21 protein-coding genes are annotated in these 26814 nt (G+C 72.5%); 17 read left to right on the plus strand and 4 right to left on the minus strand.

Features of this window, described 5'->3' with window-relative positions:
* Positions 1-149: 149 nt before the first annotated feature.
* From AMK27_RS28610 to galE, 6 genes are all read left to right on the plus strand, one after another.
* The gene (locus tag AMK27_RS28610; protein WP_073914104.1) at positions 150-4085 is read left to right on the plus strand and encodes an Rne/Rng family ribonuclease; all 3936 of its coding nucleotides are present in this window, start codon (positions 150-152) and stop codon (positions 4083-4085) included.
* 242 nt (positions 4086-4327) lie between these two features.
* A complete protein-coding gene (gene rplU, locus AMK27_RS28615; protein WP_015033583.1) occupies positions 4328-4648 on the plus strand; it encodes a 50S ribosomal protein L21 in 321 nt (106 codons plus the stop codon).
* Between the two features lie 13 nt (positions 4649-4661).
* Positions 4662-4916 carry a 50S ribosomal protein L27 gene (gene rpmA / locus AMK27_RS28620; RefSeq protein WP_073914109.1) on the plus strand — a complete coding sequence of 85 codons (255 nt, stop codon included), beginning with the start codon at positions 4662-4664 and terminating at the stop codon, positions 4914-4916.
* Positions 4917-5023: 107 nt separating this feature from the next.
* The gene (obgE, locus tag AMK27_RS28625; RefSeq protein WP_073914114.1) at positions 5024-6463 is read left to right on the plus strand and encodes a GTPase ObgE; all 1440 of its coding nucleotides are present in this window, start codon (positions 5024-5026) and stop codon (positions 6461-6463) included.
* A gap of 438 nt (positions 6464-6901) precedes the next feature.
* Entirely contained in the window at positions 6902-8554 is a 1653-nt protein-coding gene (locus AMK27_RS28630; RefSeq protein WP_241847628.1) for a glycosyltransferase family 2 protein, read from the plus strand.
* A 15-nt stretch (positions 8555-8569) separates the two neighbouring features.
* Positions 8570-9556 (plus strand): UDP-glucose 4-epimerase GalE, encoded by a 987-nt coding sequence (gene galE / locus AMK27_RS28635; protein ID WP_073914118.1) that lies wholly within the window; start codon positions 8570-8572, stop codon positions 9554-9556.
* A 170-nt stretch (positions 9557-9726) separates the two neighbouring features.
* Here galE and AMK27_RS28640 read toward each other — a convergent pair whose 3' ends face one another.
* From AMK27_RS28640 to AMK27_RS28650, 3 genes are all read right to left on the minus strand, one after another.
* Positions 9727-10833: a glycosyltransferase gene (locus AMK27_RS28640; RefSeq protein WP_079188628.1), complete on the minus strand. Its 1107-nt coding sequence runs from the start codon at positions 10831-10833 to the stop codon at positions 9727-9729.
* Positions 10834-10913: 80 nt separating this feature from the next.
* Positions 10914-13784: a bifunctional glycosyltransferase/CDP-glycerol:glycerophosphate glycerophosphotransferase gene (locus tag AMK27_RS28645; protein ID WP_073914128.1), complete on the minus strand. Its 2871-nt coding sequence runs from the start codon at positions 13782-13784 to the stop codon at positions 10914-10916.
* A 90-nt stretch (positions 13785-13874) separates the two neighbouring features.
* On the minus strand, positions 13875-15485 hold the full coding sequence (locus AMK27_RS28650) for a DUF6056 family protein (protein WP_073914133.1): 1611 nt from the start codon (positions 15483-15485) through the stop codon (positions 13875-13877).
* Between the two features lie 289 nt (positions 15486-15774).
* Here AMK27_RS28650 and AMK27_RS28655 point away from each other — a divergent pair, with 289 nt between their 5' ends.
* The 7 genes from AMK27_RS28655 (at position 15775) to AMK27_RS28685 (ending at position 22582) form a co-directional block, all read left to right on the plus strand.
* The gene (locus AMK27_RS28655; protein WP_073914138.1) at positions 15775-16770 is read left to right on the plus strand and encodes a glycosyltransferase family 2 protein; all 996 of its coding nucleotides are present in this window, start codon (positions 15775-15777) and stop codon (positions 16768-16770) included.
* On the plus strand, positions 16770-17237 hold the full coding sequence (locus AMK27_RS28660; RefSeq protein WP_073914143.1) for a GtrA family protein: 468 nt from the start codon (positions 16770-16772) through the stop codon (positions 17235-17237). Before AMK27_RS28655 ends, AMK27_RS28660 begins: the two co-directional genes overlap by 1 nt.
* 87 nt (positions 17238-17324) lie before the next feature.
* A complete protein-coding gene (gene proB, locus AMK27_RS28665) occupies positions 17325-18461 on the plus strand; it encodes a glutamate 5-kinase (RefSeq protein ID WP_073914521.1) in 1137 nt (378 codons plus the stop codon).
* 158 nt (positions 18462-18619) lie between these two features.
* Positions 18620-19141, plus strand: a complete 522-nt coding sequence (locus AMK27_RS28670) for a hypothetical protein (RefSeq protein WP_073914148.1) — start codon at positions 18620-18622, stop codon at positions 19139-19141.
* A gap of 112 nt (positions 19142-19253) precedes the next feature.
* The gene (locus AMK27_RS28675) at positions 19254-20537 is read left to right on the plus strand and encodes a glutamate-5-semialdehyde dehydrogenase (protein WP_073914153.1); all 1284 of its coding nucleotides are present in this window, start codon (positions 19254-19256) and stop codon (positions 20535-20537) included.
* Between the two features lie 86 nt (positions 20538-20623).
* Positions 20624-21184 carry an SCO2584 family spore wall biosynthesis protein gene (locus tag AMK27_RS28680; RefSeq protein WP_073914158.1) on the plus strand — a complete coding sequence of 187 codons (561 nt, stop codon included), beginning with the start codon at positions 20624-20626 and terminating at the stop codon, positions 21182-21184.
* Positions 21185-21496: 312 nt separating this feature from the next.
* On the plus strand, positions 21497-22582 hold the full coding sequence (locus AMK27_RS28685) for an SCO2583 family membrane protein (protein ID WP_073914162.1): 1086 nt from the start codon (positions 21497-21499) through the stop codon (positions 22580-22582).
* Between the two features lie 27 nt (positions 22583-22609).
* Here AMK27_RS28685 and AMK27_RS28690 read toward each other — a convergent pair whose 3' ends face one another.
* Complete coding sequence (locus tag AMK27_RS28690) at positions 22610-23734, minus strand: M48 family metallopeptidase (protein WP_073914166.1); 1125 nt, start codon at positions 23732-23734, stop codon at positions 22610-22612.
* A 128-nt stretch (positions 23735-23862) separates the two neighbouring features.
* Between AMK27_RS28690 and AMK27_RS28695 the strand changes: the two genes are divergently transcribed.
* The 4 genes from AMK27_RS28695 (at position 23863) to AMK27_RS28705 (ending at position 26778) form a co-directional block, all read left to right on the plus strand.
* Positions 23863-24099: a hypothetical protein gene (locus AMK27_RS28695; RefSeq protein WP_073914171.1), complete on the plus strand. Its 237-nt coding sequence runs from the start codon at positions 23863-23865 to the stop codon at positions 24097-24099.
* A gap of 83 nt (positions 24100-24182) precedes the next feature.
* On the plus strand, positions 24183-24344 hold the full coding sequence (locus AMK27_RS43085; protein WP_015033566.1) for a hypothetical protein: 162 nt from the start codon (positions 24183-24185) through the stop codon (positions 24342-24344).
* 51 nt (positions 24345-24395) lie between these two features.
* Complete coding sequence (gene nadD / locus AMK27_RS28700) at positions 24396-25016, plus strand: nicotinate-nucleotide adenylyltransferase (protein ID WP_073914175.1); 621 nt, start codon at positions 24396-24398, stop codon at positions 25014-25016.
* Between the two features lie 19 nt (positions 25017-25035).
* Positions 25036-26778, plus strand: coding sequence for an LCP family protein (locus AMK27_RS28705; RefSeq protein WP_073914178.1), 1743 nt, complete (start codon positions 25036-25038; stop codon positions 26776-26778).
* The last annotated feature ends 36 nt before the right edge of the window (positions 26779-26814 follow it).

Consider the following 26814-nt stretch of genomic DNA (forward strand, 5'->3'; position numbering starts at 1 on the left):
TACGCACAGTGCGTACGGAACCGGCGAGCCAGACACAGAGCTCCCGTGCGGCGCCCGCGCCCCGGACGGCGGCACCGCGCCCCAGGCGCGACCGTGCCGCCGGACCGGACCAAGACGCGGCGCCCGGGAGCGTGACGGGAGAACCCCGCATGCTCGAGTCCAACGAAGACACCAACGCCCCCGGTGACAAGCTGCCGCCGCGCCGCAGGCGCCGCGCCGCTTCCCGCCCCGCCGGTCCGCCGGTGACGGGTGCGAACACCGAAACCGCAGAGGCCGCAGAGGCCGTAGCGGCCGCGCCGGCCGCCGAGGCCGCGCCCGTGGAGGCCGCCCCGGCCGAGACCGAGGCCGCACCCGCGCCGCGCGCCCGCCGCCGGGCCACCCGCAAGGCCACCGCACCGGCCGCGGAGACCGCGGCACCCGCCGTGGAGACCCCGGAGCCGGCCGTCGAGGCCCCCGCCGCCGAGGCCGCCGCCCCCGAGGCCGTCGAGGAGGCCTCCCAGGCCGCCCCGGCCCGCCCGCGCCGCCGCGCCACCCGCAAGGCCACCTCGCCGGTGACCTCCCCGGCCGCCGCCGAGGCCCCCGAAGAGACCACCGCGGTCACGCCGGCCGAGCCCGTGGCCGAGGAGGCCCCCGAGGCCGCCCCGCCGGCCCGCGCCCGCCGCCGCGCCACCCGCAAGGCGACCGCCCCGGCCGGCGCGCCCGCCGCCGCCGAGGAGACCGCGGAGACCGTGGTCGCCGCCGCTCCGGCCGCCGAACCGGTGGCCGCTGCCGCTCCGGCTGCCGCGCCCGCCCCGGCCGCCGAGGTCGCGGAGGAGGCCGCCGCGCCCGCCCCGCGCACCCGCCGCCGCGCCACCCGCAAGGCCACCTCGCCCGAGGTGACCGCCGCGCCGGCCGCCACCGCCGAGCCCGCCGCCACCGGCGAGTCGCTGCCGACCGCCGCCGTCGCGCAGATCACCGCCGACGAGGCCGAGGTCGCCGCCGCCGAGACCGCCGCCACCCGCGGCCGCGGCCGCCGCCGCGCGACCTCCCCGCAGTTCACCTCCGAGCCCGCCCCGGCCCGCGAGTCGCGCCGTGCCGCGCGCCCCTCCGTCGCCGTCTTCCAGGCCCCGGTCTTCACCGAGCCGATGTTCCAGACCCCGGAGACCGCCGCCGCGGCCGCTGCCGCCGCCCCGGTGGAGCCGGAGGAGGACGAGACGGTCGAGGAGATCGAGACCGTCGAGGCCGTCACCGAGGTCGAGGAGGCCCCCGAGACCCCCGAGCCTGCCGAGCGCCCCGAGGGCTCCCGCCGTCGCCGTCGCCGCCGCGGCGAGCCCGTCGCCGTCGAGCCGGTCCCGGCCACCGTCGCCGACGAGCCCGAGGTCGAGGCCGCCGCCGACGAGGCCGAGGAGGCCGACGACTCCGAGGAGACCGACGAGTACGAGGACCGCCCGTCCCGTCGCCGCCGCCGTGGCGGCCGTCGCCGTCGCCGCGGTGAGCTCGCCGACGCCGAGGAGTCCGAGGACGAGGAGCCGCGCTCCGAGGACTCCGACGAGACCGAGGAGTCCGAGGACGGCGAGGAGGAGCACGACGAGGCCGAGGCCTTCGCCGGCGGCTCCAGCAGCTCCCGCCGCCGCCGTCGCCGCCGCCGTCGCAGCGGGGACGCCTCCGCCGACGCCGAGGGCACCGACGAGGAGGGCGTCCGTACGGTCGTCAAGGTCCGCGAGCCCCGCCCGGCCCGTGAGAAGGCCGAGCCCGGCACCGGCGCCGACGAGGTCCAGTCCATCAAGGGCTCGACCCGCCTCGAGGCCAAGAAGCAGCGCCGCCGCGAGGGCCGCGAGCAGGGCCGCCGCCGCGTCCCGATCATCACCGAGGCCGAGTTCCTGGCCCGCCGCGAGGCCGTCGAGCGCGTCATGGTCGTCCGCCAGAGCGGCGAGCGCACCCAGATCGGCGTCCTCGAGGACAACGTGCTGGTCGAGCACTACGTCAACAAGGAGCAGGCCACCTCGTACGTCGGCAACGTCTACCTGGGCAAGGTCCAGAACGTCCTGCCGTCCATGGAGGCCGCCTTCGTCGACATCGGCAAGGGCCGCAACGCCGTCCTGTACGCCGGCGAGGTCAACTTCGAGGCGCTCGGCATGGGCAACGGCCCGCGCCGCATCGAGACCGCCCTCAAGTCCGGCCAGTCGGTCCTCGTCCAGGTGACCAAGGACCCGATCGGCCACAAGGGCGCCCGTCTGACCAGCCAGGTCTCGCTGCCCGGCCGCTACCTCGTGTACGTCCCCGAGGGCTCGATGACCGGCATCAGCCGAAAGCTCCCGGACACCGAGCGCGCCCGTCTCAAGACCATCCTCAAGAAGATCGTCCCCGAGGACGCGGGCGTCATCGTGCGCACCGCCGCCGAAGGCGCGAGCGAGGACGAGCTGCGCCGCGACGTCGAGCGACTGCAGGCGCAGTGGGAGGACATCCAGAAGAAGGCGAAGAGCGGCAACGCCCCGACGCTGCTCTACGGCGAGCCGGACATGACGGTCCGCGTCGTCCGCGACATCTTCAACGAGGACTTCTCCAAGGTCATCGTCAGCGGTGACGAGGCGTGGGAGACCATCCACGGCTACGTGCACCACGTCGCCCCGGACCTGACCGACCGCCTGTCCAAGTGGACGAGCGAGGTCGACGTCTTCGCGACGTACCGGATCGACGAGCAGCTCATGAAGGCGCTCGACCGCAAGGTTTGGCTGCCCAGCGGCGGCTCGCTGGTGATCGACAAGACCGAGGCGATGATCGTCGTCGACGTCAACACCGGCAAGTTCACCGGCCAGGGCGGCAACCTCGAAGAGACCGTGACGAGGAACAACCTCGAAGCGGCCGAGGAGATCGTGCGCCAGCTCCGGCTGCGCGACCTCGGCGGCATCGTCGTCATCGACTTCATCGACATGGTCCTGGAGTCCAACCGCGACCTGGTGCTGCGCCGCCTCCTGGAGTGCCTGGGCCGCGACCGGACCAAGCACCAGGTGGCCGAGGTGACCTCGCTCGGCCTGGTGCAGATGACCCGCAAGCGGGTCGGCCAGGGCCTCCTGGAGTCCTTCTCCGAGACCTGCGTCCACTGCAACGGCCGCGGTGTCATCGTGCACATGGAGCAGCCGACCACCGCCGGTGGCGGTGGCGGCGGCAAGCGCTCGAAGAAGCGCGGCCGCGGCGGCGCCGAGCACGTCCACGAGCACGAGCACGCCGAGACGGACGTCGAGACCGCCGAGGTCGAGACCGAGGCCGAGGTCGCCGCCGAGGTGGCCGCCCCGGTGGCGCTGCCCGAGCCGATCGCCGCGGACGAGGAGCTGTACGGCTCCGTCGCCGAGGCGGAGGCCGCCGCGACCCGTGGTCGCGGCCGCCGTCGGGCGACCCGCCGGGTGTCCGCGCCGGCCACCGCGCGGCCGGTCGTGGAGACCGAGGCCGTCGAGTTCGAGGCGAAGCCGAAGGCCGAGCCGAAGCCGGAGCCCGTGGCGGCGCCGGAGCCGGTCGTCGAGCCGGAGCCCGTCGTGGCCCCGGTCGCCGAGACCGTCGCCGAGCCGGTGGCCGAGGAGACCGCGGCCCCGGCCCCCCGCGGCCGTCGCCGTGCCACCCGCCGGGCGACCTCCCCGGTCGTCTCGACCACGGAGCCGGCCGCCGCGCCGACCGTCGTCGAGCCGGTCGTCGAGACCGCCCCGGAGCCGGAGCCCGTCGTGGCGCCGGTCGCGGAGCCGGAGCCCGCCGTCGCGCCCGTCGCCGAGGAGGCCCCCGTGGCCGCCCCGCCGCGGGCCCGCCGCCGGGTGGTCCGCAAGGCCACCGCTCCCGCCGGTTCGCCCTCGGGCGCCGAGGACGCGGCCGTCGTCGTGGTGACCACGGCTCCGGCCGAGGCCGCCGAGACGGCCCCGCAGGCCGCAGAGACCGAGGCCGAGCCCGCCCCCGTCAAGAAGACGGCGGCGCGCAAGACCGCGGCGAAGAAGACCACGGCCAAGAAGGCCGCCACCAAGAAGACGGCGGCGACCAAGAAGACCGCGGCGAAGAAGACCACCACCAAGAAGGCCCCGGCCAAGAAGGCGGCGGAGAAGACCGCCGCCCCGGCCCAGGACTGACCGGTGGGTGCGGGCCGCCCCCTCACCGGGGCGGCCCGCACCGAACGGGCGAATTTGACCCTCTGCGGCAGCCGCCCGTAACCTAGACCGTCGGCGTGTCTATCGACGCGTCGCGCCTCTGAGCACCTCCCTCCCGCTCGTCGGGAGAGGCCGCTCGTCCGATTCCGGAACGCCGCGGGCCCTCGGGTCCGTGTGAGTGGCTGGCTTCAGAGGTTTCGATCCCGAGTGAGAGAGAGATCCGCGTGTACGCCATCGTGCGCAGCGGTGGTCGCCAGCACAAGGTTGCTGTCGGCGACATCGTTGAGGTTGACAAGATTTCCACTGCCAAGGTTGGCGACACGGTCGAGCTCTCGACCCTGCTCGTTGTCGACGGCGACGCCGTGACCAGCGACCCGTGGGTCCTGGCCGGCATCAAGGTCACGGCCGAGGTCGTGGACCACCACAAGGGCGCGAAGATCGACATCCTGCGCTACAAGAACAAGACCGGCTACCGCCGTCGCCAGGGTCACCGCCAGCAGTACACGGCGATCAAGGTCACCGGTATCCCCGCGGCTGCGAAGTAAGAGGGACTGAGACATGGCACACAAGAAGGGCGCATCGTCCACCCGGAACGGGCGCGACTCCAATGCCCAGCGGCTCGGCGTGAAGCGCTTCGGCGGTCAGGTCGTCAGCGCTGGTGAGATCCTCATCCGCCAGCGTGGCACCCACTTCCACCCGGGCTCCGGCGTCGGCCGTGGCGGCGACGACACGCTGTTCGCCCTGCAGGCCGGTTCGGTGCAGTTCGGCACCCACCGTGGCCGCAAGGTCGTGAACATCGTTCCGGTCGCCTGATCGGTTCATTCTGCGGAGGCGGACCTCACTTCCCGGTCGGGAAGCGGGTCCGCCTTTCGCGTGTTACTAGATAGACATTCCGCACGTATTCAGATGGAGGCACACCCATGACCACCTTCGTGGACCGCGTCGAGCTGCATGTCGCCGCGGGTAACGGAGGCCACGGCTGCGCCTCCGTTCACCGGGAGAAGTTCAAGCCGCTCGGCGGGCCCGACGGCGGCAACGGCGGCCGCGGCGGCGACGTGATCCTGGTCGTCGACCAGGCGATCACCACGCTCCTCGACTACCACCACTCGCCGCACCGCAAGGCGACCAACGGCCAGCCCGGCGCCGGCGACAACCGCTCCGGCAAGGACGGCCAGGACCTCGTCCTGAACGTGCCCGACGGCACCGTCGTCCTCGACAAGGAGGGCAACGTCCTCGCCGACCTCGTCGGCCAGGGCACCACCTTCGTCGCGGGCCAGGGCGGCCGCGGCGGCCTCGGCAACGCGGCGCTGTCCTCCGCGCGCCGCAAGGCCCCCGGCTTCGCGCTCCTCGGCGAGCCCGGTGAGGCCCGGGACATCGTCCTGGAGCTGAAGACCGTCGCCGACGTGGCGCTCGTCGGCTACCCGAGCGCCGGCAAGTCCTCGCTCATCTCGGTCCTCTCGGCCGCCAAGCCGAAGATCGCGGACTACCCCTTCACCACGCTCGTCCCGAACCTGGGCGTCGTCACGGCCGGCTCGACCGTCTACACGATCGCCGACGTGCCGGGTCTCATCCCGGGCGCCAGCCAGGGCCGCGGCCTGGGCCTGGAGTTCCTGCGCCACGTCGAGCGCTGCTCGGTCCTCGTGCACGTGCTGGACACCGCGACCCTCGAATCGGACCGCGACCCGGTCACCGACCTCGACATCATCGAGGAGGAGCTGCGGCAGTACGGCGGTCTCGAGGACCGGCCGCGCATCGTCGTCCTCAACAAGGTCGACATCCCCGACGGCCAGGACCTCGCGGACATGATCCGCCCGGACCTGGAGGCCCGCGGCTACCAGGTGTTCGAGGTCTCCGCCGTGGCCCGCCTCGGCCTCAAGGAGCTCTCCTTCGCCCTCGCCGGCATCGTCGGCGAGGCGCGCGCGTCGAAGCCGCAGGAGGAGGCGACCCGTATCGTCATCCGCCCGAAGGCCGTCGACGACGCGGGCTTCACGGTCACGTACGACGAGGCCGAGGACGTGTACCGGGTGCGCGGCGAGAAGCCGGAGCGCTGGGTCCGCCAGACCGACTTCAACAACGACGAGGCCGTGGGCTACCTGGCCGACCGCCTCAACCGCCTCGGCGTCGAGGACCAGCTGATGAAGGCCGGTGCCCGCGCGGGCGACGGCGTGGCGATCGGCTCCCTGGAGAACGCGGTCGTCTTCGACTGGGAGCCCACGATGATGGCCGGCGCCGAGATGCTCGGCCGCCGAGGCGAGGACCACCGCCTCGAAGCCCCGCGTCCCGCGGCCCAGCGCCGCCGCGACCGCGAGGCGGAGCGCGACGACGCACAGCGCGCGTTCGACGAGTTCGACCCGTTCTAAAGGGGCTGCTCCGGCGGGGCGGTTCGGCTAGACCGCTCCGACAGGACCGGTTCGGCCGGGGCTGTTCCGGCGGGTCCGGGCGGTGCGCCGGTCGCCGGACGGAGTCCGGCGCAGTCGTCCGATGCCGGTGAGGCCCCTCGGGGCCGAGCCGTGCGAGGGCGGCCGGTAGCAGGCTCTGCCCACCGCCTCGAAGCCCCGCGTCCCGCGGCCCAGCGCCGCCGCGACCGCGAGGCGGAGCGCGACGACGCACAGCGCGCGTTCGACGAGTTCGACCCGTTCTAACGGGAGCGTTCCGGCGCAGCCGGGTGGTCGGGCTGCCTCTCGCGGCGCCCCGCCCCGGTTCCCCGGTTCGTCAACCGAGCGGCCTCTCTCACCCGTCCTGTTGGACGGGGCGGGCAGAGGCCGTTCGGGTGTCCGGGGGACCGTAGCATCCTCGATGTGAGCAGCATCACGTCCACTGAGGTGGCAGGAAAGCTCGGCGTCGTCGTCATCGCGCACAACGACGAGGCGCTGGTGGGTGACGCGATCCGGTCCGTGCTCGACCAGGGACCCGTCGTCGCCGAGGTCGTGGCCGTCGACGACGGATCGAGCGACGGTACGGCCCGGGTCCTCGACGAACTGGCCGCGCTGCACCCCCGGTTGCGGGTCGTCCACCGCACGGTGAACAGCGGCGGTTGCGGCACCCCCCGCAACGACGGCTTCCGGGCCGTCACCGCGCCCATCGTGATATTCCTCGACAGCGACGACGTCCTGCCCGAGGGCGCGGCCGAGACCCTGGTGGCGGCGGCCGAGCGCCACCACACCCCCGTCGCCGTCGGCGCCTGCGTACGGCGGGAGCTGCCCGAGGGCCGCGACGTGCGCTGGCAGCCCGCGCTGTACCGGGAGCCCGCCGTCCTGGAGACCGCGGACGACCTGCTGCCGCTCGTGCACGACACGCTCTGCGTCAACAAGGTCTACGACCGCGCGTTCCTCGCCGAGCACGGCATCCGCTTCCCCGAAGGCCGCTGCGTCTACGAGGACTTCCTCTTCACCGCCCGCGTCCTCGCCGCCGCGCCGCGCGTCGCCGTCGTCCCCGACACGGTCTACATCTGGCATGTGCGCCGTGCCGCCACCGCCCGGCTGTCGATCTCCCTCGACCGGGACGGCATCGCCAACTGGCAGGCCCGGATCTCCGCCCACCGCACCGCCGTGGAGACCTTCGAGGCGGCCGGCCGCAAGGAGCTCGCCTCCGCCTGCCGCACCAAGTTCCTCGAGCACGACCTGCGTCTGTACGCCCGTGACCTGCGGTCGCACGACATCGCGTACCGCACCGAGTGGTGGGAGCTGACCCGCGCGTACCTCGGGACCTTCGGGGAGGGCGCGATCGCCGCGGCGGCCGCCCCCGCCCGCTGGGCCGCCCGGTTCGTGCTGGCCGCCGAGGAGCCGCGGGACCTGGAGCGGCTCTCCCGGCTCACCGCCGACCCCGCCCGGCTGCTGCCGCCCCACGCCCTGAGCGGGGACACCGCCGTCTGGTCCGAGGACCTCCCGGTGGAGCTGGACGGGCTGGACTCGGTGCCGCTCGACGGCCTCCCGCTGCTCGTCGACGGCAACCTGCGCGCCGGAGCGACCGGCGGCGCGGGGGCGGGCATCGGCGGCGAACTGCGGTTCACCGTCCGCGACCTGTACGGACGGCTGGGCGCCGCCGTTCCCCGTACCGCGCGGATCGACTTCCTGCCCCGGGGCGCCGACATCCCCGCCCGTACCGAGCGGGCCGAGCTGGCCGAAGGGCCCGCCGGCTGGTCCGGCCGTGTCCCCGCCGGACTCACCGGTCTGGCCCGCGAGGGCCGTCGCCGTGGGAACCGGGGCGTGCAGCTCTGGGACGTGCGGGCCACGGTGACCTGCGCGGACGGCGCGGTCTTCACGACGGCCCTCCGACTCCCGGCGGAACGGCAGCGTCGGTCGCTCGTGCCGAGCAGCCGGTACGGTGTACTGCTGGTGCGGCAGTACACGACGGCGAACGGATCGCTGGCGGTGCGGCTCGCACCGGGTGTCCGTGACGGGCTCCGGGCGATCGGGGCAAAACTCCGCAGGATCTCCCGCAGCTCTCATTGAAAGGGGTTTGGGGCTATGACTTATCTGATCACCGGTGGCGCCGGATACATCGGCTCCCATGTCGTCCGTGCCATGACGCAGGCCGGCGAGCGGGTCGTCGTCCTCGACGACCTGTCCACGGGATACGAGTCGCGGGTGCCGGAGGGCGTCCCCCTGGTGGTCGGCTCCACGCTCGACCGCGAGGTCCTGGACCGCACGATCGCCGAGCACGGCGTGACCGGCGTCGTCCACCTCGCCGCGAAGAAGCAGGTCGGCGAGTCCGTCGAGCTGCCGCTGCACTACTACCGCGAGAACGTCATCGGTCTCACGGTCCTCCTGGAGGCCGTCGCCGCCGCCGGCGTGCGCAACTTCCTCTTCTCCTCCTCCGCCGCCGTCTACGGCATGCCGGACGTCGACCTCGTCACCGAGGAGACCCCCTGCCTGCCGCTGAGCCCGTACGGCGAGACCAAGCTGGCCGGTGAGTGGCTGGTGCGCGCCGCGGGCGCGGCGCACGGCATCTCCACGGCCTGCCTGCGCTACTTCAACGTGGCCGGCGCGGCCGCCCCCGAGCTGGCCGACACCGGGGTCTTCAACCTGGTGCCGATGGTCTTCGAGCGCCTGGACGCGGGGGAGTCCCCGCGGATCTTCGGCGACGACTACGCCACGCCCGACGGCACCTGCATCCGGGACTACATCCACGTCGAGGACCTGGCCGACGCGCACCTCGTCGCCGCGCGCAAGCTCGCGGAGTGGGCCGAGGCGGGCGAGCCGCGCGACCTGACGGTGAACATCGGCCGCGGCGAGGGCGTCTCCGTCACCGAGATGGTCGAGCTGATCAACGAGATCACCGGCCACACCACCGAGCCGCTCGTCACCCCGCGCCGCCCCGGCGACCCCGCCCGGGTCGTCGCCGCCGCCGACCGCATCCACGCGGAGCTGGGCTGGAAGGCCCGTCACGACGTGCGCGACATGATCACCTCGGCCTGGGACGGCTGGGTCGCGCGCCGGGGCGCGTCGGTCTGACGGACGGACGGGGCGCACGGAGCGATCCGTACGCCCCGTACGCCGTACCGAGGAGTCGTACGGAGGAAGGGCCGGGGAGTCGTCTCCCCGGCCCTTCCCCCGTGTCACGGCGATGCGTCACGGCGATGCGGCGTCACGGCGATCTGCCACGGTGGCCCCGTGCCGGCCCCTCAGCGCTCCAGGAAGGCGAACAGCGCCTCCCAGCGGTCCGTGATCCGGTCGGCGGAGTACCGCTTCACGTTCTCGAAGGCCGCGTCGCCCATGCGGTCCCGCAGCTCCTTGTCGGTGATGAGGGTGCTGATGCGGCCGCCGAGTTCCACGGTGTTGCCGAGCCGCGCGAGCAGTCCGTCCTCGCCGTCCCGGATGATCTCGCGCACACCCGGCGCGCAGTCGAACGCGGCACAGGGCACCCCGGCCGCCATCGCCTCCAGGAGGGTGATCGGGAAGCCCTCGGCGCGCGAGGCCTGGGCGAAGACGGAGGCCCCGGAGAGCGCCCCGAGGACGTCGTTGGTGCGGCCCGCCCACTCCACGGAGCCGTCGAGACCGAGGTCGGTCGTGCGCCGCCGCAGCGACTCCTCCTCGTCCCCGGCCCCGTAGATCCGCAGGGTCCAGTCGGGGTGGCGGTGGGCGATCTCGGCCCAGCTGTCGAGCAGTATGTCCACGCCCTTCTCGTGCGAGAGGCGGCCGACGGAGACGACCGCCTTCTCGGTGCGCGGTACCGGCGCGGCGGGCATGAAGGGCAGGGCGTTGGGCATGTGGCCGACGTTGTCCATGCCGGCCCTGATCCAGCGGTCCGCGTCCCCGGGGGTCAGGACGAGCAGCCGGTCGACCTCCCGGTAGTGGCGCTTCACGCGGGCGAGCCGGGAGGCGGCCGCGCTCGCGGCGTACGACTCGTGGCTCATGCCGATGACGACCAGGCCCTTGGTATCGGCGAGGGCCACCCACTCCATCGCCCACACCTGGGTGACGATCACCACGGCCCCGGGCCGGGCGGCGGCGAACAGGGCCGTCATCCGCTCGGCCCGCTCCCGCATCCCGGCGGCGCGGAGCGCGTGCCGCCGCCGCTCGGCGGCGTTGAGCCGGCCCTTGAGGCCGCGCAGCGAGCGGACCTGCGGCGGGTGAGCGTCGTACAGCGTGGTGGTGGGGTACGGCAGCGGCTCGGGGAAGTCGTGCTCGCGTCCCTCGGGGGCCGGCCGGATCCCGATGACGTGCACCCGGTGGCCCCGGTCGGTGAACGCCCGGGCCATCTGGTGCGTCCAGGTCGTCACCCCGCCCATCTCGTCCACGCTGTTGGAGACGATGAAGATGTCACGGCCGTCGCCGACGGGGGACGCGGGCGTCCCAGGGGTCTCGTTGGTCACTTCCCGCTCCCGGTGAAGAACGTGGTGACGATCCGGCGGGCCGCGTCGCCCCGGTCGTACTCGCTGAAGTCCGCGTTGAACCGCTGGCGGGCCGCCGCGTACTTGCTGTCGGCCTCGTCCGTCAGGTTGGCGATCACCCCGAAGAGCTCGTCCTCCGTGGCCACCACGGGACCGGGGGCATGTTCCTTCAGGTCGAAGTAGGTGCCCCGGTTCTCCTTGGCGTACTCCTCGTAGTCGTACGCGAAGAAGACCATCGGGCGGTCGAGCAGCCCGTAGTCGAACATCACGGAGGAGTAGTCGGTGATCAGCCCGTCCGCGAGGGCGAGCAGCGGGGTGACGTCGTGGAGGCGCGACACGTCGACGACCCGACCCCGGACCGACGGCGGCAGCGACACGCTGTTCAGGTAGTGCGTCCTGATCAGCAGCGTGTAGGTGTCGCCGAAGCGGTCGGCGAACTCCTCGATGTCGAAGGGGGCCTCGAAGGCGCGGACCTTGCCGCCGGGCGCCGCGCGGAACGTCGGCGCGTAGAGCAGGATCTTCTTCTCCGGGTCGATGCCCAGCTCCGCCGCGAGCGGTCCGCGGTCCCGGCGGCCCGTCCGCGCCTCCTCGCGCCGCGCCTCGACGAGGCTGTCGTTGCGGGGGTAGCCGACGGGCAGCAGCACCTCGTCGCGGAGCCGGAAGGCCCGTGCGAGGGTGCGCCGGTCGTGCTCGCCGCGGATGAGGAAGTGGTCGAAGCGGTCCAGGGCCTGCTGGAAGGAGGCCTGGGCGGCGAGGCCGCGCGACTTGGTGTGGGGCTCGTCGAAGCCCATCCGCTTGAGGGCCGTGCCGTGCCAGGTCTGGATGTACGTGGTCCCCGGGCGCTTGGCGAGCCGCAGCGGGAAGCCCTGGTTGTCGATCCAGAACTCGGCCTGGGCCAGCGCCCGCAGATACGGCCAGCTCCAGCGCCTCACCAGGGTGGCGTCCTCGGGGAAGCCGGTCGGTTTCGCCCCCGCGTACGACCAGACGGCCCCGAAGGCGACGCCCTGCCGGCGCATCTCCTCGTAGACGGCCCGGGGGCTGTCGCTGTACTGCTTGCCGAGGTGGCTCTCGAAGACCACCAGGCCCTTGCGGATCGGCAGCCGGCTGTAGACCTCGTGGTAGACCCGCAGCTTGGTCTCGCCCGAGTTCAGGTCCTTCTTGGCCCTGAGCAGGCGGCGCAGGCTCGTCTTCGCCAGCCGGGCGGCGCGTCCGTGCATGGCGCCCTCGATCATCGCCGTGGTGTGCACGGCGGCCCTGCCCTCGGCGGCGAGCACGTAGGACAGGTTGCCCTTCCGGGTGACCTGGGGCACGAACCGGTCGGACACCAGCGTCGTCAGCCGCGGGCGGATCCGCAGGCTGCCGGCCTGGTCGACGGGGGTGCCGCCGACGGACACCCGGGTCCGCAGGTCCTGGCCGTCGACCGTGAGGATCAGCCGGACGTCCCAGACGGCGTCGATGATGCCGAGCGGGCGGACCGCGCGGGCGATGTCCGCCTCGCCCTCCCACTCGATCCAGGCGCCGGCGTGCCGGATCGTGCCGACCGGGATGCGGACGGTCCTGCCGCCGACACTGCGGCGGGCCGAGAACTCGAGGACCGCGCCGAGCTCCATGTCGGGGCGGATCCGGCCGAGCGGGTTGACGACGCGCCCGGCGAGGCTGACGACCCCGGCCCTGCTGGAGTACGAGGTCAGCCGGTTGCCCAGGGCGAGCGAGGTCAGCGGTTTCGCGTCGTAGTGGGAGGAAGTGACGTCCAGGATCTGGCGGCCCTGCTCGGTGTCCAGGTGCTCGGCGCACCAGTAGACCTGCCCGTCCCGCTCGGCGAGCGGGACGGTGAGCCGGCCCGGGTTGGTGAGGGCGTCGGTGGCCGGGATGAGGTTGGGCCAGTCCTCCTTGCTCAGCAGGTAGGCGCAGATGGCGTGCATGCGCTGCACCTCCTCGTACGCCCGCGGGTCGATCTCGGCCAGGTAGCCGTTGGCCAGCCGGGCGAACTCGCGCCGGTAGTCGTCGCCGAGCAGCGGAAGGTCGCGCAGGTGGAGGACGAGGTCGTGCTTGAGGAACTTGATGTCCTTGCGGTACTTCAGCTCGTCGTAGCCCCGGCTCTCCAGGAGGGCGTCCACCCGGCGGTGGATCTCCATCCGGTGCACGAAGTTGGCGATCTCGTGGCGCCGGTTGCTGATCGACTTCGCGGCGGCCTTCTCCTGCACGTTCCAGTAGTAGACGTGGTTCGGGATCAGGGTGATCCGGCGCGCGGCGACATAGGCCTGGGCCGAGAAGAGCAGGTCCTCGTAGTGGATGCCGACGGGGAACTCCAGGCCCTGTTCGAGGAGGAACGCGCGCCGGTAGCACTTGTTCGTCGACAGGGTGTCGAAGACCAGCAGGTCGGCCAGCTCGGTGATCGACTCGATCGTCCGGGTCCGGGCGTAGAGCCAGGGGTACCACTCGGTGGTCTTCTTGTGCCGGCTGTCGAGGTGGACACGGACGCACAGGCCGGAGACCAGGTCGGAGCCGGTGCTCTCGGCGGCGTCGAGCATGTTGCGGCAGGCGTTGCGCTCCAGCACGTCGTCGCTGTCGAGGAACATGACGTACGTGCCGGTGGCGTGCCGGATGCCGTGGTTGCGGGGCGCGCCGCAGCCGCCGCTGTTCTCCGGCAGCTGGAACGCCCGGACCCGGTCCGGGTTCTCGGCGGCGAGAGCCTGGGCGACCGTGAAGGTGTCGTCCTTGCTGCAGTCGTCGACGATGACGACCTCGACGCCGTGCAGGGTCTGCTCCAGCACCGACCGGACGGCCGTCGGCAGACGCTCTGCGTCGTTGTAGGCGATGACGACCACGGAGACGTCAGGCACGTGCACCTCGATTCACTTGTCGTTCGTCCACTCCTCCTCAAACTACCTGGTGTTCACCATCCGTTACGCAATGTCACCCTTCGCAGGGCTGTTCGGTCAGGATGGGTTGATCCGGTCCACGCCGTAGTACCCGGCCGTACACCGGGCGGCCCAGTCCTTCTCGTACACCTTCGTGAAGAACGGCTCCGCGAGCACACCGATGTGGAGCGGGCGGTACGTGACCTCGCTCCGGCCCGCCGCCACCTCCGCCCGGATCCTGGCGTCCTGCCGGTCCCAGGCCAGGCTGCGCGCCACCGTCTGCGTGGTCAGCGCCCGCACCTCGGGCACCAGGGCCACCGTGCTCGCCACGGCGACGGCCCCGGTGGCGACCAGGGCCGCGAGCCGGGCGGCGCGGACACCGGGGGGTGACGACGGCGCCCCGCTCCCGGGTGCGTCCCCGGCCGCGGCCGCCGCCGGGGACGCGAGCCCGCGCCCGAGGCGGTACCCCAGCCAGGCCCCGTAGCCGCAGAGCGCCAGCAGGAACGGCACGACGAAACTGGTCCACGTGCGCGCGTACGTCCAGCCGGTCGGCCCGTAACCGCTGCGCAGTCCGTACGCGGCGACCAGGCTCCCCAGCACGATCAGCGGCAGGGGGAGCACCAGGACGGCGACGCGAAAACTTCCGCCCGAAGACCGGCCCGCCCCGGCGTCCTCGCCGTCGGCCCGCACGTCCCCGTCCCGCGGGCGGCGGGGCGAGAGGGCCACCGCCAGGCCGAGGAGCACCCCGGCGGCGAGCGCGCCCCCGTACGCCCACTGCCCGCCGATCGTCTCCCAGATCCGGTACCAGTCGCGGACCGTCTCCCCGGCCCCCGACAGGGTCAGCGGCTCCTTCGGCTGCTGGGCGCGCCGCCAGCGGGCGCCGGGGGAGGTGGTGAGCAGCACCAGGCCGATCACCAGCCCCAGGCACCAGGCGGCGCACCAGGTCGACGCGAACCGGTCCCGCGTCCGGCCGAACCGCGGCAGGCAGAGCACGCCCGCCGCCGCGGCCACCAGCCCGGACATGGCGACGAAGGGCTCGCTCAGCATGCCGGCCGCGGTGCCGAGCAGCGCCGCGGTGCCGACGGCGGTGCCCCGCGCCCAGCGCCGCCGGCTGCGGGCCGCCCACACCGCCGAGAGGACCGCCCAGACGCCGAGGACGCTCGGCAGGGTGTGGGAGATGGTGGCCGGGGCCCAGAGCAGCACCTGGTACGCGCGGGTCCCCGCGAAGAACAGCAGTGCTTCGAGGACCAGGACCGCCGCGGCGGCCGCCGCCGCGGGGAACGGCAGCCGGAGCGCCCGCAGCGTCGCGCGGGCGAGGAGGAAGAGGCCCGAGCCGAGCGCGACGACGAGGAAGGCGGGCAGCAGCTTCGGCCCCCGCATGCCGTCGGAGTAGAGCAGCCCGGTCAGGAGGGCGTTGGTGACGCGTCCGTTCTGGGTCAGGTAGAAGTCCGACGTGATGCCGAAGACCCCCAGGTCGCGGGTCTTCCACAGGGCGCACCAGTCGTCCGACGTGGGGCGTACGTACAGACCGAGGAAGGCGCCGACCGAGAGCAGCGCACCCGCTCCGGCGGCGATGACCAGCGCGATCCAGGGGAGGACCTGGCGGAGCCCGCGCGCCGGGTCGGTGCTCTGTTCTCCGTCGTCCGACATCCGTGCGTCACCGAGGTCCGACAGGGTCGTTCTACTCACGGGGCATTGCTCCAGGGGGCCGAGTTCCGTGGCACGAAGGCGCCGCCTCCGTGGCGTCGCCAAGGTATCGGCGCAACGGTCTCTAGGGTGACAAAAGACAAGAAATGCCACGTATACCAAAATCTTCCCCGCATGCTTTGCCGCATGGACGACATGCCGACCGGGGGCGGCCACCCGGGCGACGCCGGACGGTCACCGCCGCTTCGTACCGTGACCGCGCTGCTCGAAGGCGAGTTCGGTGGCGGTCCCTCAGGACGTACTCTTGCCCATCCCTCTGGAGTGACCGTTCATGACCAGGCTTTCCGTCGTCGTCCCCTGCTTCAACGAGGAGGACGTCGTCGAACGCTTCGACGCGCGGATGCGCCAGGTGCTCGACACGCTCCCCGTCGGATACGAGATCTGCTACGTCGACGACGGCAGCTCCGACGGAACGCTCGGCAAGCTGCGCGAGATCGCCGCCCGGCACCCGCACCGCACCCAGTACGCCTCCTTCAGCCGCAACTTCGGCAAGGAGGCCGCCATGCTGGCCGGCCTGCGCAAGTCCACCGGCGACGCCGTGGTCATCATGGACGCCGACCTCCAGCACCCGCCCGAGCTCCTCGCGCGCATGCTCGACCTGCACCACCAGGGCCACGACCAGGTCATCGCGCGCCGGACCCGCGAAGGCGACAAGAAGCTCCGCTCCGCGCTCAGCCGGATGTACTACCGGGCGGTCAACCGCTGGGTCGACGTGGAACTCACCGACGGCGTCGGCGACTTCCGCCTCCTGTCCCGCCCCGCCGTCGACGCGCTGCTCTCGCTGCCCGAGTACAACCGCTTCTCCAAGGGCCTCTTCTCCTGGATCGGCTTCGACACCGTCACCTTCGACTACCAGAACGCCGCACGCGAGGGCGGTGAGACGAAGTGGAAGTTCAGCTCCCTGATCAACTACGGCATGGACGGGCTGATCTCCTTCAACAACCGCCCGCTGCGTATCGCCCTCTGGCTCGGCATGACGCTGACCGGCCTCGCCGCCCTCTACGCGGCCTGGGTCGTCGTCGCCGCCCTCACCCAGGGCGTCACCGCCCCCGGATACGTCACCCTGGTCGCGATCATCGCGGGACTCGGAGGCGTGCAGATGGTGATGCTGGGACTGATCGGCGAGTACATCGGCCGCATCTACTACGAGACCAAGCGCCGGCCGCACTTCCTCGTCAAGGAGACCCACCGCTCCTTCGGCCGCGGTGCCTCCGAGCGCGCCGCCGCCGAGCGGATCCGCGTCGTGGCCACCGACGGAGAGCGCTGATGGGCCCCGCGTCCCCCGCCACGGGGCGCGGACGGCTCGCCGAGATCTTCCGCTTCGCGCTCGTCGGCGGCGTCAACACCGGTACCTTCTTCGGCTGTTACCTGCTGCTCCACCCGTGGATGCCGTACTTCGCCGCGTACTCCCTCGCCTTCGTCCTCAGCATGATCGGCTCCTTCTTCCTCAACACCTACTTCACCTACCGCACCCGGCCGACCTGGAAGAAGTTCGCCCTCTTCCCGCTCACCAACGTCACCAACTACCTGGTGCAGAGCGTCGGTCTGTACGCGCTCGTCACCTGGGCCGGAATGGACGACAGGATCGCGCCACTCGTCGCGGCCGTCGTCGCCATCCCCTTCACCTACCTGATCTCCCAGCGGATCCTCGTGCCCCGGAACGGCGGACAGGACACCGGTGACTCCGGTCCAGGGAGCGAAACGGACGAGCGGCAGCCCTCCCGGCTCGCGTAGATTGCCTGGCAGTCGCGGCGGGGAACACACGGCGCGCGGGACAGCCGAGTGAGGACGACGCAGGTGGCGGCAGAGGTGACGGCGCAGATGACCGGAGAGACGGACGACGCGAGGCGCTATGTGACGGAGGCCCGCAGGATCGTCATCAAGGTCGGCTCCTCCTCCCTCACCACCGCCTCCGGAGGCCTCGACGCCGACCGCGTCGACGCCCTCGTCGACGTGCTCGCCAAGGTCCGCAGCGGTGGCGAGAAGGAGATCGTCCTGGTCTCCTCCGGTGCGATCGCCGCGGGACTCGCACCGCTCGGCCTCACCCGCCGCCCCAAGGACCTCGCCCGACAGCAGGCCGCCGCCAGCGTCGGCCAGGGCCTCCTCGTCGCCCGGTACACCGCCTCCTTCGCCCGCTACGGCGTGCGCGTCGGACAGGTCCTCCTCACCACCGACGACACCAGCCGGCGCGCGCACTACCGCAACGCCTACCGGACCCTCGACCAGCTCCTCGCGATGGGCGCGCTGCCCGTCGTCAACGAGAACGACACCGTCGCCACCGACGAGATCCGCTTCGGCGACAACGACCGGCTCGCCGCCCTCGTCGCCCATCTCGTCCGCGCCGACCTGCTCGTCCTGCTCTCCGACGTCGACGGCCTCTACGACGGCGACCCGTCCAAGCCCGGCACGTCGAGGATCGCCCAGGTCGCCGGCCCCGACGACATCGCCCATGTGGAGATCGGCTCCGCCGGAAAGGCGGGCGTCGGCACCGGAGGCATGGTCACCAAGGTCGAGGCCGCCCGGATCGCCGCCGCCGCGGGCATCCCCGTGGTCCTCACCTCCGCGAGCCGCGCCGCCGACGCCCTCGCCGGACGCGACACCGGCACGTACTTCCACCGCACCGGGCGCCGCTCCGCCGACCGGCTCCTGTGGCTGGCGCACGCCTCCACCCCCCAGGGCTCCCTCACCCTGGACGACGGAGCCGTACGCGCCGTCGTCGAGGGCAAGAAGTCCCTGCTCGCGGCCGGTGTCGCCGGCGTCGAGGGCGACTTCGTGGCGGGCGACCCGGTCGAACTGCGCGACACAGCCGGCCGCGCCGTCGCCCGCGGTCTCGTCAACTTCGACGCCAAGGAGATGCCCCGGATGCTCGGGCGCTCCACCCCCGAGCTCGCCAAGGAGCTCGGCCCCGAGTACGAGCGCGAGGTCGTCCACCGCGACGACCTGGTCGTCATCCGCTGACCCTCGCGCCCCTCCCGAAACGGCTGAAAGTGCGGCCATCCGGAAGGGACGTTTACCAAAACCGCCCCAAGTGCAGCCTCGGGCTGGTCAACTTTGTCTCGGGGGTAAGAGAGCAGGGGCGGGGTACAGCACCACACGCATCACACAGGAGGCCGCCGGTGAGACGAGCGCGCCCAGGGGCACCGCCCCGAGGGACTGCCGAACGCGCCCTGACCAGTGTCGAGGCCGGAGCCGACTTCGACGAGGCACGGGACAGGTCCACGGACACCAAGACCGAGACCACCACCGAGACACGCGAGGTTCGCGAGGCACGTGAGGTACGCGCCAGGGAACAGCCCGTGTCCAAACTCTGGCACATCACGCTCAGCGTGTCGGGTGTCGAGTCACCGCTCAAGGAGGTGCGCCGCGGGCTCGAACAGCTGGCCCACGACCACCCCTTCCTGCTGACCAGCAGGTATGCCAACGACCACGCCGAGATCCGGTACTGGGAGGAGGCCCGCGACCTGCACGACGCCGCGGCCGTCGCCCTGCGCCTGTGGGGCGAGCACCGGCAGACCGCCAAGCTGCCGCCGTGGGAGATCGTCGGCCTCGAGGTCATCGACCGCGAGACCTACCACCAGCGGATCGCGGAGGGCTACGGCCCGCCGCCGGCCGCCCCGGTCGGCGTCCACCCGTACTGAGCGGGGGCGTGTTCAGGACGCCTCCCCGTGCGGCGTCTCGGAACCACCGGGGCACGTCTCGGAGTGCGGGATACGTGAGGGATGTCCGCAGGGGTGCCAGTACCCTGCGGGCATGACCTCGCTCACGCCCCTCGACAACCTGTCCCCGGTCGCCCGGGCCGCCTACCGAGCCCGGGGAGCCGCCGCCGAAATCGCGCCACTCCCGCGTGCGACGAAGGACGACGCCCTGCTGGCGATCGCGGACGCCCTCGAAGTGCGCACCGCCGAGATCGTCGAGGCCAACGCCGAGGACATCGCCAAGGCCCGCGAAGCCGGGACCAGCGAGGCGATCATCGACCGGCTCACCCTCACCCCCGAGCGCGTCCGGGCCATCGCCGCCGACGTCCGCGACGTCGCCACGCTGCCCGACCCCGTCGGCGAGGTCGTCCGCGGCTCCACCCTCCCCAACGGCATCGACCTGCGCCAGGTCCGCGTCCCGCTCGGCGTCGTCGGCATCATCTACGAGGCCCGCCCCAACGTCACCGTCGACGCCGCCGCCCTCTGCCTCAAGTCCGGCAACGCCGTCCTGCTCCGCGGCTCGTCCTCCGCCTACGCCTCCAACAGCGCCCTGGTGAAGGTCCTGCGCGACGCCGTCGGCGGCGCGGGACTGCCCGCGGACGCGATCCAGCTCGTCCCCGGCGAGTCCCGCGAGTCGGTCCGCGAGCTGATGCGCGCCCGCGGCCTCGTCGACGTCCTCATCCCGCGCGGCGGAGCCTCCCTGATCCGGACGGTCGTCGAGGAGTCCACCGTGCCCGTCATCGAGACCGGCACCGGCAACTGCCACGTCTACGTGGACGCCCAGACCGACCTCGACATGGCCGTCGAGATCCTGATCAACTCCAAGGCCCACCGGGTCAGCGTCTGCAACGCCGCCGAGACCCTCCTCGTCCACCAGGACGTCGCCGCCGCCTTCCTGCCCAGGGCCCTCGACGCGCTCGCCGAGGCCGGCGTCACCGTCCACGCCGACGAGCGGGTGATCGCCTTCGCCGAGGGCTCCAAGGCCACCGTCGTACCGGCCACGCCGGAGGACTGGGAGACCGAGTACCTCTCGTACGACATCGCCGCCGCCGTCGTCGACTCCCTCGACCGGGCCGTCGAGCACATCCGGACCTGGTCCTCCGGCCACACCGAGGCGATCGTCACCACCTCGCAGGCCGCGGCGCGCCGTTTCACCCAGCTGGTCGACTCCACCACGGTCGCCGTGAACGCCTCCACCCGGTTCACGGACGGCGGACAGTTCGGCTTCGGCGCGGAGATCGGCATCTCCACCCAGAAGCTGCACGCCAGGGGCCCCATGGGCCTTCCGGAGCTCACCTCGACCAAGTACATCGTCACCGGCGACGGTCACGTGCGGTAACCACTCCTTTCGGTACGGGGCGGTACGGGCAGGGAGGCTTCGCCTTCTCCCTGCCCAAAACCACCTCGCGGGTCTACTCTGAACCCGTGCCGGACGACGTGGGGGGCATGCCGTTCCAGGACGGCGGGGACCCTGAGGACTCTGTCGACCGCGGAGGCGCCGACGAGGTCTACGCCGACGTGGTGTTCGACGAGGACTTCGTACGGGCCGCGACCGTTCACGAGCCCACCGCCGTCGAGCGGCTCCTCGCCGCCGCCCAGGCCCGCGCGGAGGCCGAGTCGGCCCGCGCCCGCGCCGGTGGCGGATCCGGCGACGACGACCTCTACGAGGACTTCCACGACTCCTCCGGCCTCACCTACGAGCCGGACGACGTCGGGGACGACGCCAGCCCCTACGGCCGGCACGGCGGCGCCCTGCGCCCCTACCGGGGCAGCGCCCGCTGGCACCGGCCCGTCGCCTGGCTCCTCGCCCTCGTGATGGGGATCGGCATGGTCGCCCTGGCGTTCAGCGCCGTCTACCGGGGCGCGGCCGCCAACCGCCAGGACCAGGTCCCGCCGCCGGCCACGACCGGCGTCGACACGCCCAACCCGAACCCGGCCCCACCCGCCGCCTACGCGCCCGCGGCAAGCTCTCCGTCCCCCAAATAGCCCCGCTCCCCGCGCCCGGGCAGGCCCGCTCCCCGCGCACGGGCAGGCGTGCTCCGGCTCGCGTCGGCGGGTTCGCCCCTCAGCCGCCGGCAGGCCCGCTCCGCATCCCCCTGGGGCCTGCTCCCCATCCCCTGGGGCACGCTCCGCGTACCCCGTGTGGCGGTCCGCTGCCGTCCCGGGTTCTCCGTGTCCCCCGGGTGGCCGAGCCGCGCTGCTCCGCGGCGCCGCGCACACACCCTGACGGCGGAATTCTTCCGAACTTGTCGTGTACCTGGGCGTTTACCGAAGCCCCCGCAGACCTACCCTGAAGGTATGGCAGGGCGTGGCGACCCGCCTGAGGGGACACCCGAGGGTCTCCCCGGTGGTGAGGACGAGTACAGGTCCGTCGTCTTCGACGAGGCGTTCGTCCGCGCTGCCCACCTCCAGGAGTTCTCGGCCCGGGAACGGATGGGCGAGCACACCGAGGCCGTCCGCAGCCGCCCGTCGTCCTGGGAGGGCCGGAGCGGCTCCCGCCAGGCCCTCATGCTGGTCCTGCTGATCCTCCTCGCCTTCGGTACGGCCATCTATCTGGGCGTCCGCAACCCCTACCAGCCGCCCGCCGACCTCCGGGCCGAGCCGCTGCGGACCACCGTGGTCCCGCTCGCCCCGCAGGGACCCGTCGTCGGCGGACAGCCCGACCGGCTCTTCGACCACAGCCCGGTCGCCGAGTACCGCACGGGAGCCGCCGGCATCAACCTCCCCGTCGCGGGGCGCACCACCCACTTCGCCGAGAGCCAGGTCGTCACCGCCCTCAGCATCGCCAAGGACTACCTGGTGGCCTCGTCCCTGGAACCCGACGTCCTGTCCGGCGTCACCGTGCGACCCGTCCGCCTGCTGCTCGACCCCGACCAGCTGGAACAGTTCGACCGGACCGTCGAGGCACCGGCCGACGACGGCCGGCACGCCCTCGCCGCCTGGCTGGTCCGCTTCGACCCGCGCCAGGCGGTCCTCGCGGACCCCTCGACCCGCGTCCAGGGCACCCTGCGCTTCGAGGAGACCGGGCCCGACACCCTGGACGTCACCGCGGACCACACGTACACCTACGCCCTCCGCCCGGCGGCCCAGGGCGCGGGACCGGTCGGTCAGGCCTCGCTCTTCACCGTGCACCGCGAGGTCCACTTCCGCTTCGACCCCGAGGACCTGCGCATGCACCGGGCCGAGCTGGTGACCAGCACCGCCGAGGCGGGCCCGCAGGCGTGCGGCGCGGACACCACCGGCTCCCTGAAGCCGCTCCTGGCCGGAGCGAGGGCCCCCCAGGCGGGCGGCGGTCCGCCGGTCACCGACCCGTACGCCACGGGCCGGCCCGCCGCCCCCTCGCTGTGCGGAGCACTGTCGCCGGACGCCCAGCCCTCGCTCTGAGGGCCCCGGCGTCTGCGCTACGACTCGCTACCGGGCGTCCCCGGTGGCGCCCTCCGGGCCGCTCTCGCCGTCCCCGGCGGCTCCGTCGGTCCCCGCCGCGTCCGACTTCTTCGGGCCCTGGGCGCCGCCGAAGGCGTTGCGCAGCTTCCCGCCGAGGTCGCCCGCCAGGTCACCGGCGCCGCCGGCTATGTCACCGACCAGCTTCATCAGCGGATCCTTGCTGGTCCGCACGGTGTCGGCGTAGTGTCCCGCCGACTCGCGGAAGGAGTCCGTGACCGAGGTGTCCTTGTCCTCCGAGCGCTTCGGGTAATGGCCGTCCATGATCCGCTGGAAGTCGCGGCTCTCCGACCACTTCTTCAGCTCCGCCGCCCGGACGGTGGTGAAGGGGTGCGTCCGCGGCAGCACGTTGAGGATCTTGAGGACGGAGTCCCGCAGGTCCCCGGCCTTCTCGTACTCGTCGGCCTGGGCGAGGAACGCGTCCACGTTCATCTCGTGGAGGTGGTTGCCGCCGGCGATCTTCATCAGGCCGCGCATCGAGGCCTGCACGTCCTGGCCGACGAGCAGCCCGGCCCGGTCGGCGGAGAGCTCCGACTTGCGGAACCACTCGCGCAGCGCCGTGACGATGGCCATGATCGCGACGTTCCCCAGCGGGATCCAGGCGATCTTGAGGGCCAGGCCGGTGAGGAAGAGCAGCACCGTGCGGTACACGGAGTGCCCGGAGAGCGCGTGGCCCACCTCGTGGCCGACGACCGCACGCATCTCCTCCTCGTCGAGGAGCTCGACGAGGCCGGTCGTGACGACGATGATCGGCTCGTCCAGGCCGATGCACATCGCGTTGGGCTTCGGGTCCTGCGTCACGTACATCGGCGGGACCTTCTCCAGGTCCAGGATGTAACAGGCGTCCCGCAGCATGTCGTTGAGATGGGCGAACTGCGCGTCGCTCACCCGGACGGAGTCCGAGAGGAAGAGCAGGCGCAGACTGCGCTCCGGCAGCAGTCCGCTGAGTGCTTTGAAGACCGTGTCGAAGCCGCTGAGCTTGCGCAGCGCCACCAGCGCCGAGCGGTCGGCCGGATGTTCGTAGGCCCGCGAGGAGATGCCGGGGAACCGCTTCCGCTGCCTGCTCGGCACGTTCCCCTGGTCGTTCTCGGTCATGGATGCCCCCTGTTCGTACGAGTCGGTGCTCGTCCCCCTGACGCACCCCAGCCTAGGTGCTGGCGCTACCGTGTGCCGGGGCCTGTGGATAACTCGGGCACCGAGGACGACCGAGGAGCACAACCGACATGCCGGACACCGTCGACACCGCCGCCGCCCTGCTCGCGGCCGCCGCGCAGGAGGGGCCGGGCGACACGCTCCGTATCGTGCTGCTGGTCTCGATCGTGGGCGGCGCGCTGCTCGCCTGGTTCCTGCTGCGCGGCTACCGCACCGACGACTCGGGCGACGCCGGCACCGGCGACGGCGCCGCCCGCGGAGCCGGAGACGGCCCGGACGGCAACACAGACCGTGACGCGAGTGCCTGAGTCGGCGTGAGCCCTTCCGGACCGCCCGCATACGATGTGCGCGAAGTCTCCGCTCCCATCCCCGATCGATAGGTCTGCCGAAGATGAGCCTCCACAGCACCGCCGCCAACCTGGTCACTCTCGCCGAGGGCGCCGAGCACGGCGGCAACCACGACAGCCTCAGCCCCTACCTCACCGGCTTCGGCGCCTTCGGTGCCCTGCTTCTGCTGCTGTGGATCACCACGCGCTTCAACCGCGACCGCTGAACCGGCGACCCTGATCAGGCGTCCGCTGCCGTGCCAGTAGGCTCTGCACGCATGGGAGAGCAGGAAATGCCTACTGGCGGGCGCGGGAAGCGCCGACTCGGCGTGATGGGCGGAACGTTCGACCCGATCCACCACGGACACCTGGTGGCGGCCAGTGAGGTCGCCGCCCTGTTCCACCTGGACGAGGTCGTGTTCGTGCCGACCGGGCAGCCGTGGCAGAAGAGCGAGCGGGCCGTCTCGGCGGCCGAGGACCGCTATCTGATGACGGTCATCGCGACGGCCTCCAACCCGCAGTTCTCGGTCAGCCGCATCGACATCGACCGCGGCGGCGCGACCTACACCATCGACACCCTGCGGGACCTGCGCTCCCTCAACAGCGACGCGGACCTCTTCTTCATCACCGGGGCCGACGCGCTGTCGCAGATCCTCACCTGGCGCGACGCCGAGGAACTCTTCTCGCTCGCGCACTTCATCGGCGTCACCCGGCCGGGCCACGACCTCACCGACGACGGACTGCCCAAGGGCGGCGTCTCGCTGGTCGAGGTGCCCGCGCTCGCCATCTCCTCCACCGACTGCCGGGCGAGGGTCGCACAGGGCGATCCCGTCTGGTACCTGGTCCCGGACGGCGTGGTGCGCTACATCGACAAGCGCCAGCTGTACCGCGGCGAGTGAGCTTCGGGGAGGGCCACCGGTGAACGACCAGCAGCAGCCGTACGACCCGTACTATCCGCAGCCGCAGATCATCGGCTACGACGAGTACGGGCAGCCGGTGTACCAGCAGCCGCAGCAGGGATACGGATACGACCCGTACGCCCAGCAGCCGTACCAGGAACCGCAGCAGCCGTACCAGGGGCAGCCCTCGGCCTACCAGGGGCAGCCCTCGGCGTACCAGGGGCAGCCCCAGCAATCCCAGCAGTCCCAGCCGTCCCACGAGCCGCAGTACGACCCGTACGGACAGCAGGGCTACAGCTACCCGTCCTACGACGCGACGGGGCAGCAGTGGGCCGCCCAGCCCGAGACCGCCGCGCCCGCCGCCCCGGTCGCACCCCCGGCTGCCCAGGCCGCACCCCCCGTGGCGCCCGCCGCGCCCGTCGCGGCGCCCGCGGGGGTCCCCGGGCAGCGCCCCGCCTCGGAGCGCTCCGCGCCGCCCCGGCCCGCCCCCGACGACGACCGCGAGTACCGGACCGAGCAGTTCTCGTTCATCGAGGAGCCGGACGAGGACTCCGAGGACGTCATCGACTGGCTGAAGTTCACCGAGAGCCGTTCCGAGCGGCGCGAGGAGGCCAGGCGCCGGGGCCGCAACCGGATCATCGCCCTCGTCGTCGTGCTCGTCCTCGCCGCCGTGGGCGGCGTCGGCTACCTCTGGTCCGCCGGGATGCTCCCCGGGGCGTCCGAGGAGCAGCAGAAGGGGAGCACCGCGACCGGTCCGCAGAAGCGCGACACGATCGTCGTCCACCTCCACAACACCACGGGGGGCGGCACCTCCACCGTCCTGCTCGTCAACAACGCCACCACCCGCCAGGGCACCTCGGTCCTGATCCCCAACTCCGTCGTCGTCGCCGACGGCGAGGGCGCCGCGACCACGCTCGGCAAGTCGGTCGAGGACGACGGGTCCGGCGGGACCCGCGAGGCGATCGGCAACCTCCTCGGCGCCCCGATCACCGGCACCTGGCGCCTGGACACGCCGTACCTGGACACCCTCGTCGACCTCGTCAGCGGGATCGAGACGGACACCGACACCGACGTGCCCGATGCGAAGAAGGGCGCGGAGCCGCTGGTCAGGAAGGGCGAGAAGCAGTCCCTGAACGGCCGCGCCGCCGTCGCCTACGCGACCTACCGGGCTCCCGGCGAGGCCGAGACCAAGCAGCTCCAGCGCTTCGGCCAGGTCATGTACGCCGTGCTCCGCAAGATCTCCGACAGTCCCGAGTCCGCCACGGTGACCGTCGAGAGCCTCACCCAGATCTTCGACCCCTCGCTCTCCGAGAAGGACCTGGGCGCCGCCCTGGCCAAGCTCGCCGAGCACGCCAAGGTCGGCGACTACAAGACGGCCCTGCTCCCGGTGGCCCAGGACGGCACGCTGACCGAGGGTGCGAGCGACAGTGTGGTGAAGGACATCCTGGGCGGAAAGGTCACCGCCCCCGAGGCGGGCGACGTGCCCCGGGTCTCGGTGCGGGACGGCTCGGGCAAGAAGGCGACCGAGGCGGCCAGGATCGTCCTGATCAACGGCGGCTACACCTTCGTGGGCGGCGGTGACGCGGACACCCAGGAGAAGTCGCAGGTCGTCTACGGTGACGACCTCCAGAAGGCGACGGCTGCCGAGGTGGCCAAGACGCTGGGCCTGCCGGCCGGCTCGGTCACCAAGGGCAAGACCTCGGGAGCGGCCGCGGTGACCGTGATCCTGGGCCAGGACTACAAGGCGCCGGAGGCCCCGTAGCGGCGCTCCGTAAAACGTTGGCGGGGCCGTCGGCGG

The organism is Streptomyces sp. CB02009 (assembly GCF_001905825.1).
Lineage (GTDB): Bacteria > Actinomycetota > Actinomycetes > Streptomycetales > Streptomycetaceae > Streptomyces.

Coding starts and splice junctions, on each gene's coding strand:
- AMK27_RS28610 (WP_073914104.1), top strand. CDS start 150: ATGCTCGAGTCCAACGAAGACACCAACGCCCCCGGTGACAAGCTGCCG.
- rpmA (WP_073914109.1), top strand. CDS start 4,662: ATGGCACACAAGAAGGGCGCATCGTCCACCCGGAACGGGCGCGACTCC.
- obgE (WP_073914114.1), top strand. CDS start 5,024: ATGACCACCTTCGTGGACCGCGTCGAGCTGCATGTCGCCGCGGGTAAC.
- galE (WP_073914118.1), top strand. CDS start 8,570: ATGACTTATCTGATCACCGGTGGCGCCGGATACATCGGCTCCCATGTC.
- AMK27_RS28640 (WP_079188628.1), bottom strand. CDS start 10,833: ATGGGCGGGGTGACGACCTGGACGCACCAGATGGCCCGGGCGTTCACC.
- AMK27_RS28655 (WP_073914138.1), top strand. CDS start 15,775: ATGACCAGGCTTTCCGTCGTCGTCCCCTGCTTCAACGAGGAGGACGTC.
- AMK27_RS28660 (WP_073914143.1), top strand. CDS start 16,770: ATGGGCCCCGCGTCCCCCGCCACGGGGCGCGGACGGCTCGCCGAGATC.
- proB (WP_073914521.1), top strand. CDS start 17,325: ATGACCGGAGAGACGGACGACGCGAGGCGCTATGTGACGGAGGCCCGC.
- AMK27_RS28675 (WP_073914153.1), top strand. CDS start 19,254: ATGACCTCGCTCACGCCCCTCGACAACCTGTCCCCGGTCGCCCGGGCC.
- AMK27_RS28685 (WP_073914162.1), top strand. CDS start 21,497: ATGGCAGGGCGTGGCGACCCGCCTGAGGGGACACCCGAGGGTCTCCCC.
- AMK27_RS28690 (WP_073914166.1), bottom strand. CDS start 23,734: ATGACCGAGAACGACCAGGGGAACGTGCCGAGCAGGCAGCGGAAGCGG.
- AMK27_RS28695 (WP_073914171.1), top strand. CDS start 23,863: ATGCCGGACACCGTCGACACCGCCGCCGCCCTGCTCGCGGCCGCCGCG.
- AMK27_RS43085 (WP_015033566.1), top strand. CDS start 24,183: ATGAGCCTCCACAGCACCGCCGCCAACCTGGTCACTCTCGCCGAGGGC.
- nadD (WP_073914175.1), top strand. CDS start 24,396: ATGGGAGAGCAGGAAATGCCTACTGGCGGGCGCGGGAAGCGCCGACTC.